The organism is Streptomyces sp. NPDC059679, from assembly GCF_042734105.1.
Classification (GTDB): domain Bacteria; phylum Actinomycetota; class Actinomycetes; order Streptomycetales; family Streptomycetaceae; genus Streptomyces.
On the sequence record NZ_JBHWES010000007.1, the window covers coordinates 226,310 to 240,454 of the forward strand.

General features: G+C 70.7%; 16 protein-coding genes. 7 read left to right on the top strand and 9 right to left on the bottom strand.

Going from position 1 to position 14,145, the window contains the following annotated elements; genetic code table 11:
- Window positions 1–80 precede the first annotated feature (80 nt).
- Together ACFV2X_RS11730 and ACFV2X_RS11735 are read left to right on the top strand one after the other, a co-directional pair.
- Entirely contained in the window at window positions 81–1,100 is a 1,020-nt protein-coding gene (locus tag ACFV2X_RS11730) for a helix-turn-helix transcriptional regulator (RefSeq protein ID WP_385614523.1), read from the top strand.
- 42 nt (window positions 1,101–1,142) lie between these two features.
- Window positions 1,143–1,766: a Uma2 family endonuclease gene (locus tag ACFV2X_RS11735; protein ID WP_385614582.1), complete on the top strand. Its 624-nt coding sequence runs from the start codon at window positions 1,143–1,145 to the stop codon at window positions 1,764–1,766.
- Window positions 1,767–1,838: 72 nt separating this feature from the next.
- Here ACFV2X_RS11735 and ACFV2X_RS11740 read toward each other — a convergent pair whose 3' ends face one another.
- The 6 genes from ACFV2X_RS11740 to ACFV2X_RS11765 all read right to left on the bottom strand — a co-directional run bounded on the left by ACFV2X_RS11740 (window position 1,839) and on the right by ACFV2X_RS11765 (window position 8,482).
- A complete protein-coding gene (locus ACFV2X_RS11740; RefSeq protein ID WP_385614525.1) occupies window positions 1,839–3,287 on the bottom strand; it encodes a GntP family transporter in 1,449 nt (482 codons plus the stop codon).
- Window positions 3,284–4,219: an NAD(P)-dependent oxidoreductase gene (locus ACFV2X_RS11745; RefSeq protein WP_385614527.1), complete on the bottom strand. Its 936-nt coding sequence runs from the start codon at window positions 4,217–4,219 to the stop codon at window positions 3,284–3,286. Before ACFV2X_RS11745 ends, ACFV2X_RS11740 begins: the two co-directional genes overlap by 4 nt.
- A 182-nt stretch (window positions 4,220–4,401) precedes the next feature.
- Window positions 4,402–5,271, bottom strand: a complete 870-nt coding sequence (locus ACFV2X_RS11750) for a ketose-bisphosphate aldolase (protein WP_385614529.1) — start codon at window positions 5,269–5,271, stop codon at window positions 4,402–4,404.
- On the bottom strand, window positions 5,268–6,701 hold the full coding sequence (locus ACFV2X_RS11755; RefSeq protein WP_385614530.1) for a four-carbon acid sugar kinase family protein: 1,434 nt from the start codon (window positions 6,699–6,701) through the stop codon (window positions 5,268–5,270). Before ACFV2X_RS11755 ends, ACFV2X_RS11750 begins: the two co-directional genes overlap by 4 nt.
- Window positions 6,702–6,840: 139 nt before the next feature.
- Window positions 6,841–7,554 (bottom strand): FadR/GntR family transcriptional regulator, encoded by a 714-nt coding sequence (locus ACFV2X_RS11760; RefSeq protein ID WP_358636267.1) that lies wholly within the window; start codon window positions 7,552–7,554, stop codon window positions 6,841–6,843.
- Between the two features lie 145 nt (window positions 7,555–7,699).
- The gene (locus ACFV2X_RS11765; RefSeq protein WP_385614533.1) at window positions 7,700–8,482 is read right to left on the bottom strand and encodes an intradiol ring-cleavage dioxygenase; all 783 of its coding nucleotides are present in this window, start codon (window positions 8,480–8,482) and stop codon (window positions 7,700–7,702) included.
- 375 nt (window positions 8,483–8,857) lie between these two features.
- Here ACFV2X_RS11765 and ACFV2X_RS11770 point away from each other — a divergent pair, with 375 nt between their 5' ends.
- The 3 genes from ACFV2X_RS11770 (at window position 8,858) to ACFV2X_RS11780 (ending at window position 12,197) form a co-directional block, all read left to right on the top strand.
- Window positions 8,858–9,871, top strand: a complete 1,014-nt coding sequence (locus tag ACFV2X_RS11770) for a polysaccharide lyase family 1 protein (protein ID WP_385614535.1) — start codon at window positions 8,858–8,860, stop codon at window positions 9,869–9,871.
- Window positions 9,872–9,965: 94 nt separating this feature from the next.
- Window positions 9,966–11,333, top strand: a complete 1,368-nt coding sequence (locus ACFV2X_RS11775) for a jacalin-like lectin (protein WP_385614537.1) — start codon at window positions 9,966–9,968, stop codon at window positions 11,331–11,333.
- A 33-nt stretch (window positions 11,334–11,366) separates the two neighbouring features.
- Complete coding sequence (locus ACFV2X_RS11780) at window positions 11,367–12,197, top strand: EI24 domain-containing protein (protein WP_385614540.1); 831 nt, start codon at window positions 11,367–11,369, stop codon at window positions 12,195–12,197.
- 11 nt (window positions 12,198–12,208) lie between these two features.
- Here the strand turns inward: ACFV2X_RS11780 and ACFV2X_RS11785 are convergent, their stop codons facing one another.
- From ACFV2X_RS11785 to ACFV2X_RS11795, 3 genes are read right to left on the bottom strand one after another with little or no spacing between them, the layout of a single operon-like run.
- Window positions 12,209–12,499 (bottom strand): hypothetical protein, encoded by a 291-nt coding sequence (locus ACFV2X_RS11785; protein ID WP_385614543.1) that lies wholly within the window; start codon window positions 12,497–12,499, stop codon window positions 12,209–12,211.
- Window positions 12,500–12,505: 6 nt separating this feature from the next.
- Window positions 12,506–12,760 (bottom strand): hypothetical protein, encoded by a 255-nt coding sequence (locus ACFV2X_RS11790; protein WP_385614545.1) that lies wholly within the window; start codon window positions 12,758–12,760, stop codon window positions 12,506–12,508.
- Complete coding sequence (locus tag ACFV2X_RS11795; protein WP_385614547.1) at window positions 12,757–12,918, bottom strand: hypothetical protein; 162 nt, start codon at window positions 12,916–12,918, stop codon at window positions 12,757–12,759. Before ACFV2X_RS11795 ends, ACFV2X_RS11790 begins: the two co-directional genes overlap by 4 nt.
- 106 nt (window positions 12,919–13,024) lie before the next feature.
- Between ACFV2X_RS11795 and ACFV2X_RS11800 the strand changes: the two genes are divergently transcribed.
- Together ACFV2X_RS11800 and ACFV2X_RS11805 are read left to right on the top strand one after the other, a co-directional pair.
- Window positions 13,025–13,861, top strand: a complete 837-nt coding sequence (locus tag ACFV2X_RS11800) for a Scr1 family TA system antitoxin-like transcriptional regulator (RefSeq protein ID WP_385614549.1) — start codon at window positions 13,025–13,027, stop codon at window positions 13,859–13,861.
- The gene (locus tag ACFV2X_RS11805; RefSeq protein ID WP_385614552.1) at window positions 13,858–14,067 is read left to right on the top strand and encodes a DUF397 domain-containing protein; all 210 of its coding nucleotides are present in this window, start codon (window positions 13,858–13,860) and stop codon (window positions 14,065–14,067) included. Before ACFV2X_RS11800 ends, ACFV2X_RS11805 begins: the two co-directional genes overlap by 4 nt.
- Window positions 14,068–14,145: the final 78 nt, after the last annotated feature.

The following is a 14,145-nucleotide window of genomic DNA, read 5'->3' on the forward strand; positions in this document are numbered from 1 at the left end:
GAAGAGCAAGCCTCGTCCTGGTAAAAGCGGTACCAGGCTGGGTGCGGGACGCCCGCCGCCCGCGACCGGATACTGAACCGATGAGCGGAACAGGGAGCGGTGACGGGAACACCGGAAGCCTGGCCGGGGACGACGGACGCCCGAGCGGGAACACTGGACGCGAGGGCGGGAACACCGGACACCCCGGCGGGGACGGCGCGGCCGGCGACCTCGCGGGCGCGCTGCGCCGCTGGCGCGACCGGCTCGACCCGGCGACGGTCGGCCTGCCGGCCGGACGCGTGCGCCGCGCGCCGGGGCTGCGGCGCCAGGAGTTGGCCCAGCTCGCGGGGATGTCCGTCGACTACGTCATCCGTCTCGAACAGGGCCGCGCGACCTCCCCGTCCCCCCAGATCCTCACCGCCCTCGCCCGAGCCCTACGGCTGTCCGAACCGGAACGCCGCCACCTGTTCCTCCTCGCGGGCCGGCCCGCGCCCACCACCGACCGCATCTCGTCCCACCTCACCCCCGGCGTCCAGCGCATGCTCGACCAGATGCGGGCCACCCCGGTCGGGGTGTACGACGCGGCGTGGACCCTGATCGCCTGGAACCAGCTGTACGCCGCGCTGCACGGCGATCCCTCCGGGCGCTCGGAACGCGAGCGCAACGTCCTGTGGCGCCACTTCACCGGGCGCCCCGACCGCGTGACCCACACCCCCGAACAACAGGCCCGCTTCGAAACCGCCACCGTCGCCGACCTGCGCTCCGCGACCGCCCACTACCCCGCCGACCGGCCGTTGCGCACCCTCGTCGCCGACCTGCGCCGCACCAGCGACCACTTCGCCCGGCTCTGGGACTCGCACGCGGTCGGCAGCCACACCATGGACACCAAGACCGTCCACCACCCCGACGTCGGCCCGCTCGTCCTCGACTGCGACGTCCTCAACGCCCCCGGCAGCGACCTCCACGTCGTCATCCACACCGCCGCCCCGGGCACGGATGCGGCGGACAAGCTGAGCCTGCTCGCGGTCATTGGTATGCAGACGATGGCGGAGCCCGGTAGTGGACCCTTCACCGGATTGGGTGATCGGGCGGGGGATTGTCAGTCCGGACGACTACGCTGAGTGGCAGGATCGGCCCTCGGCAGGAGGCATACGGTGACCATCATGATCGATCGCCCGACGGAGACGATAAAGGCATCGAGTGGGGGAGAGGCATCGAAGGCGGGGTCCTTCGAGGACCTTTGCAGGCTGCTGCCCGAGTTGCACGTGCCCGATGGCTACCGGGCGGAAATCATCAGGGGGAGCATCGTCGTGTCGCCGTGGTCTCAGGGGTACTACGCGCCGATCATCTGGGCGATCTGTGAGCACCTGCAGCCCTTCGCACCGGAAGGGCACAAGGCTGCGAGCACTCCGTACCTCTTCACGTTTCCCGAGTCGGAGCGTGGCTATGGGCCGGACATCTACGTAGCCGACGTGGCGGCCTTCCGGACCACGTCCCGCTATATCCCTGGTGACGCCCTCTCTCTCGTCGCCGAACTCACCTCGATCGCGACCCGTGCCAACGACCTGAGTGACAAGGCAGAGGTCTCCGGCAAGAGCGGCGTGCCCGTGTACCTGCTGCTCGACATGCAGAACGAGACGACGACCGTCTTCTGGACGCCGTCTCCGAGGGGCTATGTCTCCCACCTCACCGTGCCGTTCGGGGAGAAGGTGCACATCCCCGCTCCGTTCGACTGCGAGCTCGACACCGCGGCTTTCGTGGCCTCCGAAGACGAAGACGAATCGTAAGACGTGTGTGCCTGACCCCGTCGGGGCCAGGCACACTCGGTCCGTCTCGCTGCCGTCTCGCGGCGATCCCCGCTAAACGACCAGCCAGAGCAGACTCGTCAGCAGGAAGCCCGCCACGCCCATCGCCGTCGTCAGGACGGTCCAGGTGCGCAGGCCGTCGCCGACCTCGAGGCCGACCAGGCGGGTGAACATCCAGTAGCCGGCGTCGTTGATGTGCGAGACCGACAGGCCGCCCGCGCCCATCGCCAGGCAGACCAGGGCCAGTTGCTGCGGGGACAGGTCGGTGCGCTGGAGCAGCGGAGTGATCAGGCCGGCCGTGGTGACCAGGGCCACTGTGGTGGAGCCCTGTACCGCGCGCAGCAGCATCGTCATCGCGAAGGCCAGGGCCAGCAGCGGCAGGCCCGTACGGTCCAGGACGTCGGCCACGGCGTCGCCGATGCCGGTCTTCACCAGCACCTTGCCGAAGACACCGCCCGCACCCGCCACCAGGATCACCATGGCCACGCCCGGCAGCGCCGAGCCCATGACCTCGGAGATACGGGCGCTCGACCAGCCGCGCCGGGCGCCCAGGAAGTACGCGGCGAGCGCCGCCGCGACGAGCAGGGCGACCATCGGGGCGCCCAGGACGGTGAGGACGGCGCGGAGGGTGGAGCCCTCGGAGAGGAAGTTGGTGCCGATGGTGCCCAGGAGGATGAGGACGATCGGGGTGACGATCAGGGACACCACCATGCCGAACGACGGCGGGTTCTCCGCGCCCTCGACCGCGCCCTCGACCGGGCCCACGACGGCACCCTTGGGCGCGCGTTCGGAGTCGGCCCCGGCCCCGGACCCGTGCTCGGACCCGGCCCCGTCCCCGGACCCGCCCCCTTCGCCGAACACCTTCGCGTACACATCCGCCGTCATCGGGTACTCGCGGCGCGTCATCCGCTTGGCGAGCAGATAGCCCAGCAGGATCACGACCGCCGTCACCGGAATGCCGAACAGCAGCACCCAGCCCTGGTCGGCCCCGATCGTCGTGGCCGCCGCCACCGCGCCCGGGTGGGGCGGCAGGAAGGCGTGCACGGTGAGCATCGCCGCGCCCATGGGCAGGGCGTACACCAGCAGCGGCTTGCGCGACGCGCGGGCCACGCCGTACGCGATCGGCATCAGGATGATCAGGCCGACCTCGAAGAAGACCGGGATGCCGAGCAGAAACCCGGCCGCGGTGAGCGCGAGCGGGGTGCGGCGTTCGCCGAAGCGGTCCATGAGCGAGTGTGCCAAGGACGCGGCGCCGCCGGACAGTTCGATGATGCGGCCGATCATCGCGCCGAGGGCGATGATCGTGGCTATGTGGCCGAGCGTCGAGCCCATGCCCTCTTCGATGGTGGCCACCAGCTCCGCGGCCGGGACGCCGGCCGTGAGCGCCACACCGATGGACACCACGACCAGGGCGACGAAGGGCTGGATCTTCGCCTTGATGATCATGAGCAGCAGGAGGGCCACGCCCACCGCCGCCACCGTCAGAAGCGCGCCGTGGCTCATCGGCCTTCTCCTCTCGGGGACAGGACCGTCACGATGGAGGAGTCGTCGCGGGCCGCGAGCCCGGCCCGCTCGCCCAGCAGGTACAGCTGCTCGGCGGCGGAGGCCAGCGGCACCGGCACATGCGCGTTCTTCGCGATGCCGGTCACGATGCCCATGTCCTTGACGAAGATGTCGAGGCGGGAGCGGACCTCGACGGAGTCCGCGCCGCCATCCCCGTACACCTGCGCCATGCGCGGACCGCGGTCGGCGAACATGAACGAGCCCGCCGCGCCCTGGCTCAGGCTGTCGATCACGGTCTGCGGGTCGAGGCCGAGGCCGCGCGCGAGGGCCACGGCCTCGGCGGCGGCGGCGATGTGTACGCCCGCGAGCAGCTGGTTGATGGCCTTCAGGGCCTGGCCGTCGCCGGGCTTGTCACCGATGACCGTCAGGGTGGAGGCGAGCCGGTCCAGCACCGGACGGGCCACCTCGAGGGCGGCCGGCTCCGCGCCGACGACGATCAGCAGATCGCCGTTCCCGGCGCGGGTCGGGCCGCCGCTGACCGGGGCGTCCACGAGCCGTACGGCCGTGCCCCGCTCGGCGAGCGCGGTGGCGGTCGACCGGGCGGCCTCCGGGCCGACGGTGCTGGTGAGCACCACCACGGCCCCGGCCTTCAGCTTCTCGGCGGCGCCCGACTCGCCGAACAGCGCGCCGTCGACCTGGGCCTGGTCGCGTACGGCCAGCACGACGACGTCGGCGTCGCGGGCCGCGTCGGCGGGGGTGGCGGCCTCGGTGGCCCCGTGTTCGACGGCGAGCGCGCGGCGCTCGGCCGCGATGTCGAACACGGCCACCGGGAACGCCCCGGCCAGCCGCTGAGCCATGGGCAGCCCCATGGCGCCCAGTCCGATGACGGCGGTACGGGGTGTGGATGTTGCTGGGGAAGCGGATGTGGACATACGGGTTCCTTGGGAGGGAGGGGGAGGGGACGAGAAAAGGGCATGAGGGGGCACAGCGGGGCTGTCGCCGCTGGAGGACACCCACGCCCAGCGGTGACCGGGGGAGGGGGATCCGTGAGGAGGAGGCGCCCGGGCCGGCGCGGGTCGCGCCCGGCCCGGGCTGCGTTGCGGAGGGGGTGGGGTTACGTCGGCTGCGTCGTCGAGGGGGTCGGCGACAGCTTCTGCGTGATCCGGAGCGCGGTCGCCGCGACCGCATCCCGCCCCGCGGCCCACGTCGACACCACGTCCGAGCCGGACAGCGCCCCGGGCAGCGCCGAGGACACCGCCGCCAAGTACGCCCGCCGCAGCTCCGCGTTGACGTTCACCTTCGCCACACCGCGCCGTACCGCCCCGAGCAGCTGCTCCTCGGGCAGCCCGCTCGCGCCGTGCAGTACGAGAGGTACGGGGACGGCATCGCGGATGCGCGCCAGACGGTCCAGATCGAGTCGTACGGGCTCGGCCGTGAAGCCGTGGACGTTCCCGACCGCGACCGCCAGCGCGTCCACGCCCGTCGCGGCCACGAACTCCGCGGCCTGCTCCGGGTCGGTCATGGAGCCGCCGGCGGCGCGGGCGTCGGTCGAGACGTCCTCGTCGCCCGCCAGCGCGCCCAGTTCGGCCTCGACCCAGACGCCCGCGGCGTGGGCCCGCTCGACGGCCTTGCGGGTGAGCGCCACGTTCTCGGCGAAGGGGAGGTGCGAGCCGTCGACCATGACGGAGGTGTAGCCCGCCTCGACGCAGGCCGTGATCTCCTCCAGGTCCCGGCTGTGGTCCAGATGCACGCCGAGCGGGGCTTCCGAACGCCGGGCCGCGTCGAGGGCGAGGGCCATCAGGGCCTCGCGGCCCGCGTGTTTGAAGGCGCTCGACCCGGCCTGGAGCAGCACCGGCCGCCCGGCGGCCTCGGCCGCGGCGACGATGCCCTGGACGGTCTCGAGGTTGTAGGCGACGAAGCCCGGTATCGCCCGGCCCTCGCGGGCGGCGGCGGTCAGGGCGTCGGTTCCGTGCAGCAGCATCATCGGCTCCGGAGCAGGTCGATGGCGTCGGCGAGGGCGTTGTCGTCGCCGACGTTGCCGGCGAAGACGATGTACGGGATGCCGACGCTGGGGCCGGACTCGGGCTCCCACAGCGAGACGATGCCGGGGAGCAGGGTGCCGCGCGCCCAGGCCCGGCGGATCTCCAGGCCCTCGGTCGCGATATCGCTTGAGGTGATGCCGCCCTTGGCGACGACGAACGCGGGCCGCCGCCCGGCGGTGATGGCCCGTACGGTCTCGACCAGTGCGGCGGACACATCGCGGGCGATGGCGAGCGAGTCGTCCGCGTCGGCGCCGGTGACGAGCGAGCGGGTGGTACGCACCACGACCTCGCTCTCCTCCAGCGCCCTGGCGCAGGCTCGCGCCACCTCGGCGATATGCGCGGCGCGGCGCTCTTCGTCGAGCAGGGCGTGGACGTCGAGTTCGAACTCGGCGATCCCGCCGCGTTCGCGCAGCCGGTCCAGCTGGCGGGTGGTGAGCCCGACGTGCGAGCCGACGGCGATCAGGCCGTGGCCGTGGCCCTGGCCCTGGCCCGCCGGGGCCGCCGCGTCCCGCCCCGCCCGAAGCTCCTGCGCCGTCAGCGGGGCGCGGGCGGCCTGGCCCGCGCGGGCTCGTACGAAGGAGGGGCCGCAGCGGTACAGCAGCCGGGCGCCGGTGGCCTCCGCCGTGGCCGAGGCGAGGGCGAGGACGCGCAGATCGTCGTCGGTCAGGGCGTCCGCGACGGCCGTCCGGCCCTCGCGCAGCGAGCCCAGCAGCCCGGCCACGTGCTCGGGGCCGCGCACCCGCAGGTCCTCCAGGGTGATGCGCAGCACGCCGGCTGCGGCCACCCGGCCGCCGGTCTTCTCCTCGATCCACTCCGGGAGGCGGGAGTTGGCGTAGCCGAAGGTGGCGTCGCGCGCGAACTCGCTCTGCCCGACCGGCAGCATCCCCTCCGCCGTACGCATCCAGTGGACCGAGTCGGCGGTGAGCCGCCCGGCCTCGATGTACGCGGGGACGAGGACGACACCGTCCACGGGCACCTCGTCGGCCAGGACGTCCGTCTCCAGCGGGAAGTGTCCGCGCAGCGTGGAGTCGCCGCGGCTGGCGAGTACGTAGCCGATGCCCTCGGCGGCCGATGCCTGCGCCAGGGCGCGGACGACCTCGCGGTTGCGGGCGGCGGCGGCGTCCGGGGCGAGGCTGCGGGTGTTGGTGAGCACGAAGAAGGCCGTGCTGTCCTGGCGCAGCGCCCACCGCAGGTCCTCGACCGTCCAGGTGGTGAGGACGGGCACATCGGCCACGGTCTGGGTGCCGGTCGGGTCGTCGTCGAGCACGACCAGGCGGCGGTCCGCGGCGAGCGCGGCGGTCACCTCGGCGGGGGTCACCGCGCGGGGCGGGGGCAGCTCGTGCGCCTCGGGGAAGTGGAGGGTCTGGGACATGGGTGGATCTACTTTCGTGCGGTTCCGGGCAGGCCGGGAGTGTCCGGGCAGGCTGGGGCCGTGGTGTGGCGCCCTCTGGTGTGGCGGTCAGGGTGCGCCCGGAAAGTGGTACTCAGGGGCGGGGCGGAGTGGAGTGGGCTCAGGCGTCCGGTTGCCCGGCGACCCGCATGACGTGCGTACGCAGATCGTCCGTCGTCTGCGCCATGTGGTCGTCCATCGCGCGCCGGGCCTTCTCCGGATCCGCCGCGCGCAGCGCCTCCAGGACGGCCTCGTGGTGCTGGATGGCGTTCGTACGGATCTGGGGCACGGCCGAGGTCTGCCGCCGGCCCTCGACGAGCAGCCTGCCGAAGGGTTCGAAGAGCAGGGGTACGAAGGCGTTGCCGGAGGCCCGCATCACCACGTCGTGGAAGGCGATGTCCGCCTCGACGAACTGCTCGGTGTCCCCGGCCCGCGCGGCGGCCCGCATCTCCTCCAGCAGCTCGTCGAGTTGCGCCAGGTCGTCGTCCGAGCGCCGGGTGGCGGCCAGCTGGGCCGCCCCGACCTCGATCATCCGCCGCGCCTCGATCAGCTTCTCGGAGACCGCGCCGCCGGTCCGGGGCCCGGCGGCCGCGGCGCGGATCATCGGTTCGAGCGCGGTCCACTGGTCGGGCGTGTTGACGTAGGTGCCCCGGCCGCGGTGGATGCGGACGATGTTCTGCGCCCGCAGAACCTTGATCGCCTCGCGGAGCGTGAGCCGGCTGGCCTCGTGCTGCTCGGCCAGCACGGCCTCCGGGGGGAGCGCGGTGCCGGGCGGGTAGTGGCCGTCGATGATCGCGGACAGCAGTCGCTCGGCGATGTCGTCGGACAGCGGCATTGCTGTCGACCTCCTTGCCGTGTGCATCAGACATCAGACATCTGATGTCCCAGCGAAGGTAGGCAGGGTTTTGACCGTCGTCAACCCCTTACGGCGAAAAAGGCGGCCCCCGCCGGGCGGGGGCCGGAGTGCGGGGGCGGGCCGGTCAGGCGTCGGGGTCCACGCCGACCGTGAGGGTGCCCTTGTAGCCCGCGGAGGGCGAGGAGCCCAGCGCGGTGAGGGTCAGCAGGCCGGAGGCCGCCCCGCCGCCGTCGTAGATGCCGTCGGCGTCGAGGGTGGTGCGGGGGACGGTGTTGGTGGAGTACGGGGACAGCTTCGCGACCGCCTGGGTGATGGTCTCGGAGAAGAAGAGCTGGCCGGTGTGGATCTCGTTGCCGCCGGTGAACGAGCCGTCGGAGGTGAGCGTGACGTCGGTGTGCACCTTGAGGTGGATGTGGATGCAGCGGCCCCGGTACCACCCGGGGTAGATGCCGGTGAGCTTGGCGATCCCGTCGGTGCCGGTGAGTACGCCGCCGCGGAGGAACTTGCCGTTGTCCGGCTCCTGGTGGCCGTTGTTGCCGACGAAGCCGGAGTACTCGCCGAGCGCGTCGCAGTACCAGATCTCCACGAGCGCCTTGTTGAGGGGCGCGCAGGTGGCGTTGTCGACGACGGTGAGGTCGAGCTGGAGCGGGATTCCGGGCTTGCCCTCCGAGACGTCGGAGCGGACGAGCGCGTGCTCGAGGTAGTAGGGGCCTTCGGTGAGCTCCTTGGTGAGGGTGCAGACGGCGGCCGCCGCGGGGGCGACCCGGGGGGAAGTGGCCTGGGGCTCGGCTTCGGCTTCGGCGCGGCCGGCGGAGGCGACGGCCGCGCCCAGTCCGACGGCCGCGGCGGCGGCGCTACCGGCGATCAGTACTCTGCGGCGCCCGATGGGGGCAGGGGAGTCTGTCATGAGCACGTAAAGTAGAAGGGGTTCCTGTGCGGCCGCTGTGGGTTCGGCAAAGTCTCAACGCGTCAACAGGTCTTTAACGCCAACTCCGTGCGGCGTGAGTGATGCGATGGGCATTGGGTGAAGGGTTGTTGACGGTGACGGCAAGGGCGTTGACATCACTACAAGCGCTTACTAGCTTCGTTCCCGGTAGCTGCCCTCTGCTGGCACGGACTGACCACCCGCTTGGCAGCAGAGTCGAACACGTCAGAGAACACGTCAGAGCCGCACCTTTGGCGATCTCCACCGGCCCTAGCGACCAGCGTGCTTGCCGCTCTTCAGCAAGCGCTTGCCTCCCCTCCCGTGTGGAGATCTTCTCGGAATGAGAGGACTCCCCCCATGACAGAACAGCGCACCATCCTCCGCAGGCGCCAACTCACCGCCCTCGCCGCGGGTGTCGTGGCCGCGCTCACCCTCGGCACCGTCTCGGCGGTCTCCGCCCACGGCGCGCCATCGGGTGATGCGGCCAACACGGCCATCACGGCCGAGAACTCGCCGATCGGCTTCGGCGCGGGCACCACCGGCGGCGGCAACGCCTCCGCCACCACCGTCACCACCCTGGCCGCCTTCAAGAGCGCCGTCGCGAGCGACAGCGCGAAGGTCGTCAAGGTGTCCGGCCTCATCTCGCTGTCCGGGCAGGTCGACGTCGGGTCCAACACCACCGTGCTGGGTGTGGGCTCGTGGTCCGGGTTCACCGGCGGTGGGCTGCGGCTGAAGGGGAAGACCAACGTCGTCATCCGCAACCTGAACATCAGCAAGCCGGTCGCCCCCGCGGACGGGATCACCGTCCAGAAGTCCACGAAGGTGTGGATCGACCACAACACCTTCTCGGCCGACCGGGACCACGACAAGGACTACTACGACGGCCTGTTGGACATCAACCACGCGTCCGACAACGTCACGGTGTCCTGGAACAAGTTCGCCGACCACTTCAAGGGCAGCCTGGTCGGACACAGCGACAACAACGCGAGCGAGGACACCGGCCACCTGAAGGTGACCTACAGCCACAACTGGTTCTCCAACGTGTACTCGCGGATCCCGAGCCTGCGGTTCGGGACCGGACACTTCTACGACAACTACGTGCAGGGCGCGGAGACCGCCGTGCACCCCAGGATGGGCGCGCAGATGCTCGTGGAGAACAACGTATTCCGCGACACCAAGGTGGCGGTGACCACCAACCGCGACAGCGACGTGGACGGATACGCGGTGCTGCGCGGCAACGACCTGGGTGGCGCCGCCACCGAGATCTCCCAGGTCGGCAGCTTCACCAACCCGCCGTACTCGTACACCGCCGAGCCCGCGTCGTCGGTCGTCGGGACGGTGACCGGACAGGCCGGGGCGGGCAAGATCTGAGCACCACCCCAGTACCCCCACACCCGTACCGCCCCGCCGGAGCCGACTCCGGCGGGGCGGTACTCCCCGTAACCCTCCCGGGAGAGGACCCCACATGAGACGGGCCACACGGCTGGCAATCGCACTGACGGCGGCGCTCACCGCGGCCACGGCAGCGCTGGGCGGCGCCACATCGGCCGCGGCGTTGGACACCCCCTCCGCCGCCGCGAATGTTCCTACCGCCGCCCCCGACAGCGGCTCGTTCAATGTGCTCAGCTACAACGTGGCCGGGCTGCCCGAGGGGCTGTCCTCCAGCCACCCCGAGAAGAACACCCCGCTCATCTCGCCTCGCCTGGGCGCGTACGACCTCGTCAACGTCCAGGAGGACTTCAACTACCACGCCGCGCTGTACGCCGGCGACGACCACCCGTACCGCACCCCGACCAGCGGCGGAGTGCCCTTCGGCGACGGCCTCAACACCCTCTCCGACCTGCCGTACGACGACTTCGAGCGGGTGAAGTGGGCCACGTGCAACGGCACCGACTGCCTCACCCCCAAGGGCTTCACCCTCGCCCGCGCCCGCCTGGCCGAAGGCGTCTACGTCGACCTGTACAACGTCCACACCAACGCGGGCACGACCGCCGCCGACCTCGCCGCCCGCCGCGCCAACATCACCCAGCTCTCCGACTTCATCGCCGCCAACTCCGCCGGCAACGCGGTCATCGTGATGGGCGACACCAACACCCGCTACACCCGCGCCGAGGACAACATCCGCGACCTGACCGGCCGCAACGGCCTCACCGACGCCTGGGTCCAGCTCATCCGCGGCGGCTCCGCCCCGCCCGCCGGATCCGACGCCCTGGTCTGCGACCCGGACCACGTCACCAACACCTGCGAGGTCGTCGACAAAGTCCTCTACCGCTCCAGCCCGCTGCTCACCCTCACCGCCACCCGGTACAACAACGAACACCCGGACTTCCTCGACGCCGCCGGCGAACCGCTGTCCGACCACTACCCGCACACCGTCGACTTCTCCTGGAAGCTCCCGCAGGGCCTGCGCGCCAGCGACCAGTTCGGCGGCCCCCACGGCACGGCCTTCAACGACGCCGACGACCTCCCCGCCACCCCCGCCGCGCCCCGCACCCTCACCCTGCGCGGCGCCTCCCGCCTCGACGCGGTGTCCCTGACCCTCGACGGCGGGACCGTTTTTGCTCACGGCGGCCCCGGCGGCACCGCCACCTCCCTCACCCTCGCCCCCGCCGAACACCTCACCTCGGTCACCCTCACCCAGGGCACCAAGGACGGCCGTACCCGCCTCTTCTCCGCCGCCTTCACGACGGACGCGGGACGGCGGCTCGCGGCCGGAACGCCGACCACCGACACCGTGACGTACACCGCGCCCGCCGGGTGGCAGATCACCGGCTTCACGGGGCGTGCGGGTGATGAGATCGACAAGCTGGGAGTCGTGTACGCGCGCAAGTAAGAGGTTCACCCAGGCCAAGTAAGCTACGGCCCCATGCGTGATCTTGCGGCCGGGTTCGGCTATCTGGTGAAGGGGCAGCGCTGGGTGGCCCGGCACGGACGGTGGTGGGGGTTCGGGATGATTCCCGCCCTCATCACCCTCGTCGGGTACGCGGCGGCGCTCGTCGCGCTGTTCTTCTGGACCGACGACATCATCGACTGGGCCACCCCCTTCGCCGACGGCTGGCCCTCGCCATGGCTCGACGTCTTCCGTGGCGGGCTGTCCGTCCTCTTCGTCGGCGTCTGCCTCTTCCTCGCCATCCTCACCTTCACCGCGGTCACGCTGCTCGTCGGCCAGCCCTTCTACGAATCCCTCTCCGAACAGGTCGACATCTCCGAGTCCGGCACCGCGCCCGAGTCCGGTCTGCCGCTGTGGCGCGAGCTGTGGATCGGCCTGCGCGAGGCGATCGCGCTGGTCATACGCGTCGCGCTGTGGGGCGTGCTGTTCTTCGCGCTGGGCTTCGTACCGGTGATCGGCCAGACCGTGATCCCGGTGCTCGCCTTCTGCGTCACGGGCTTCTTCCTCACTGAAGAGCTCACCTCCATTGCTTTGCTGCGGCGCGGGGTGCTGGTCAAGGAGCGGCGCCGGCTGCTGCGGGGCCGCCGCATGTTCACCCTCGGCTTCGGTGTCCCGCTGGCCCTGGCCTTCCTGCTGCCGCTGGTGGCGGTGTTCCTGATGCCGGGGGCGGTGGCGGGGGCGACGCTGTTCGTACGGGATCTGATGGGGGAGGAGGCGCGGGCGGATGACGACGACGATGCGGACGGGGACGACGACCGTTCGCAGCCGGGCCAGCCTGCGGCGCCTTACTCCGGGGCGCAGCCGTAGGGGCGTAGCGGCTACGGGGTGAAGCGAACTGTCACATTCGCCCAGCCGTCCGGGCTCGAGTACTGCCATTCGCCGACTTCATCAGCCGACAGCATCGCCTCGGAGTACAGGGCTGCGACGAGGAGTTTCCAGGGCTCGTCTCGCTCGGCGGTTTCCTCGTGGGCCTGGTCCCGTAGCGATGTGGAGGCCGCTTTGAAGATGGCGGTGCGGATATCGAAATACCGTGCGTGGTCGGCTTTTCCTGTGGTGACGCCGGATGTGCTGATGAACGTCCATACGGCGTGCCAGGGGCCGTCTGCCATGGGGGCTCACTCCGGCGAAGTGCTGCCTCGTTGGCGCTGGGCGTGAAGCTTGGCGATGGCGCGTAGCTGCCGCCGCTCGTACGCGGTGGCCGGTCGCACCGAGGCACAGTGCGATCGCCATTCGAGGCCGGTGGGGCGGGTGAGGCAGACCATCGGGCCGTCGAAGTCGGCGATGGTCGCGGGCATGTCGTAGTGCCGGTCGTAGACCACCATGCCGACCGCGAGACTGGGCAGCACCTTGGTCCAGTGCGCGCCGCTCACTTCGACCCCCGCGCCAGGTGCTGAGCGATCTGTTCCCCCAGGGCCACCGACCGCTGCCGCAGTTCCTCCAGGGTCGGCCGGTCGCTGCTGCCCTGCTGCCCCTGGTGTTCGTGCTGTTCGTCGGCCTGTCCTGGCGGGTTCGTGGTTTCGCCAGCCATCGGCCGCTCCTCTCCGTAGTGTTTCCGCTACCAAGTGCGTTCAGCGTGGCCTACGGTGGAGACCCGTTCAACGTGTCGGCAAGGAATGGAAGGTAGCGAACGGACCATGAACAAGAACGAGTTGAACCCGGACGCCTCCGCTGAGGCGGCCTACGGGGCGCGTTTACGCAGCCTGCGGGAGGCTCGTGGCTGGACTCAAGGGATCCTTGCCGAACGTACGGAATATTCCAGCGTGCATATTTCGGCCGTCGAAAATGGTCGGAAGCCTCCAACCCTCCGTTTCTCGCGCAGCGTGGACGTGGCGTTCGGTATCGCGGGCACGCCAGAGTCGTTCGAGCGCGAGTACCGCGAGATCAAACACGGCGGTCTGTTGGAGGGCTTCCCGGAGTACGTTGGGTTCGAGGGCCGGGCCGTCGAGATCCGGCTGTTTCAGATCGGGCTGATCCCCGGCCTATTGCAGACCCCTGAGTACGCGCGGACGGTCGCGGATGGTGACGTGCAGCGCGGGGCCATCCCGCCCGAACAAGCTGAGGAGCGCGTGTCCTTCCTCGTGGAGAGGCAAGCCGCGCTGGTGCGTCCCCGGCCCCCCATGGTGCTTGTCGTGATGGATGAGAGCTGTCTTCGTCATGAGGTCGGCCACGCCGCAGTCATGGAGGGTCAGCTACGGCGACTGGTCGAAGTCGCCGCTCTTCCCAACTGGGTACTGCAAGTGTCGCCCTTTGCGATGGGAGCGCGGCGATCGTTCAACCTGCCGGTCAACCTCCTCACTCTGGCCGACCGATCCGTGATGGCGTACACCGAGTCACAGGCACGGGGGCACTTGGAGCGCGAAACCACGGCTGTCGTACCGATGCTGACGGCATACCATCAGTTGCAGGCCGAAGCACTGTCGCAGGCGGAATCCGTGGCCATGATCGAGCAGGTACGAAAGGGCATCTCGTGACGACCGAATCCCCCCGCTGGTTCAAGTCCTCCTACAGCAGCAACGGCGGCGACTGCGTTGAGGTTGCCGCCAACCTCGTCGCCTCGCGCGGCATAGTCCCCGTTCGTGACAGCAAGGAGCCGCACGGCCCGGCGCTCGTCTTCGAGTCGTCCGCCTGGTCGTCGTTCGTCGCCGCCGTCAAGGGCGGGGAATTCCCCGCCGCCTGACCACGAAGCACCGCGAACTCCCTCCTGCCCTGCGCTGGGAAACCGTCGCGCGGGACAGGAGGGACCGACCGTACGTCG

Coding starts and splice junctions, on each gene's coding strand:
- ACFV2X_RS11795 (WP_385614547.1), bottom strand. CDS start 12,918: ATGGCTGGCGAAACCACGAACCCGCCAGGACAGGCCGACGAACAGCAC.
- ACFV2X_RS11755 (WP_385614530.1), bottom strand. CDS start 6,701: ATGTCCCAGACCCTCCACTTCCCCGAGGCGCACGAGCTGCCCCCGCCC.
- ACFV2X_RS11785 (WP_385614543.1), bottom strand. CDS start 12,499: ATGGCAGACGGCCCCTGGCACGCCGTATGGACGTTCATCAGCACATCC.
- ACFV2X_RS11745 (WP_385614527.1), bottom strand. CDS start 4,219: ATGTCCACATCCGCTTCCCCAGCAACATCCACACCCCGTACCGCCGTC.
- ACFV2X_RS11760 (WP_358636267.1), bottom strand. CDS start 7,554: ATGCCGCTGTCCGACGACATCGCCGAGCGACTGCTGTCCGCGATCATC.
- ACFV2X_RS11735 (WP_385614582.1), top strand. CDS start 1,143: ATGATCGATCGCCCGACGGAGACGATAAAGGCATCGAGTGGGGGAGAG.
- ACFV2X_RS11780 (WP_385614540.1), top strand. CDS start 11,367: ATGCGTGATCTTGCGGCCGGGTTCGGCTATCTGGTGAAGGGGCAGCGC.
- ACFV2X_RS11730 (WP_385614523.1), top strand. CDS start 81: ATGAGCGGAACAGGGAGCGGTGACGGGAACACCGGAAGCCTGGCCGGG.
- ACFV2X_RS11765 (WP_385614533.1), bottom strand. CDS start 8,482: ATGACAGACTCCCCTGCCCCCATCGGGCGCCGCAGAGTACTGATCGCC.
- ACFV2X_RS11770 (WP_385614535.1), top strand. CDS start 8,858: ATGACAGAACAGCGCACCATCCTCCGCAGGCGCCAACTCACCGCCCTC.
- ACFV2X_RS11750 (WP_385614529.1), bottom strand. CDS start 5,271: ATGATGCTGCTGCACGGAACCGACGCCCTGACCGCCGCCGCCCGCGAG.
- ACFV2X_RS11740 (WP_385614525.1), bottom strand. CDS start 3,287: ATGAGCCACGGCGCGCTTCTGACGGTGGCGGCGGTGGGCGTGGCCCTC.
- ACFV2X_RS11775 (WP_385614537.1), top strand. CDS start 9,966: ATGAGACGGGCCACACGGCTGGCAATCGCACTGACGGCGGCGCTCACC.
- ACFV2X_RS11800 (WP_385614549.1), top strand. CDS start 13,025: ATGAACAAGAACGAGTTGAACCCGGACGCCTCCGCTGAGGCGGCCTAC.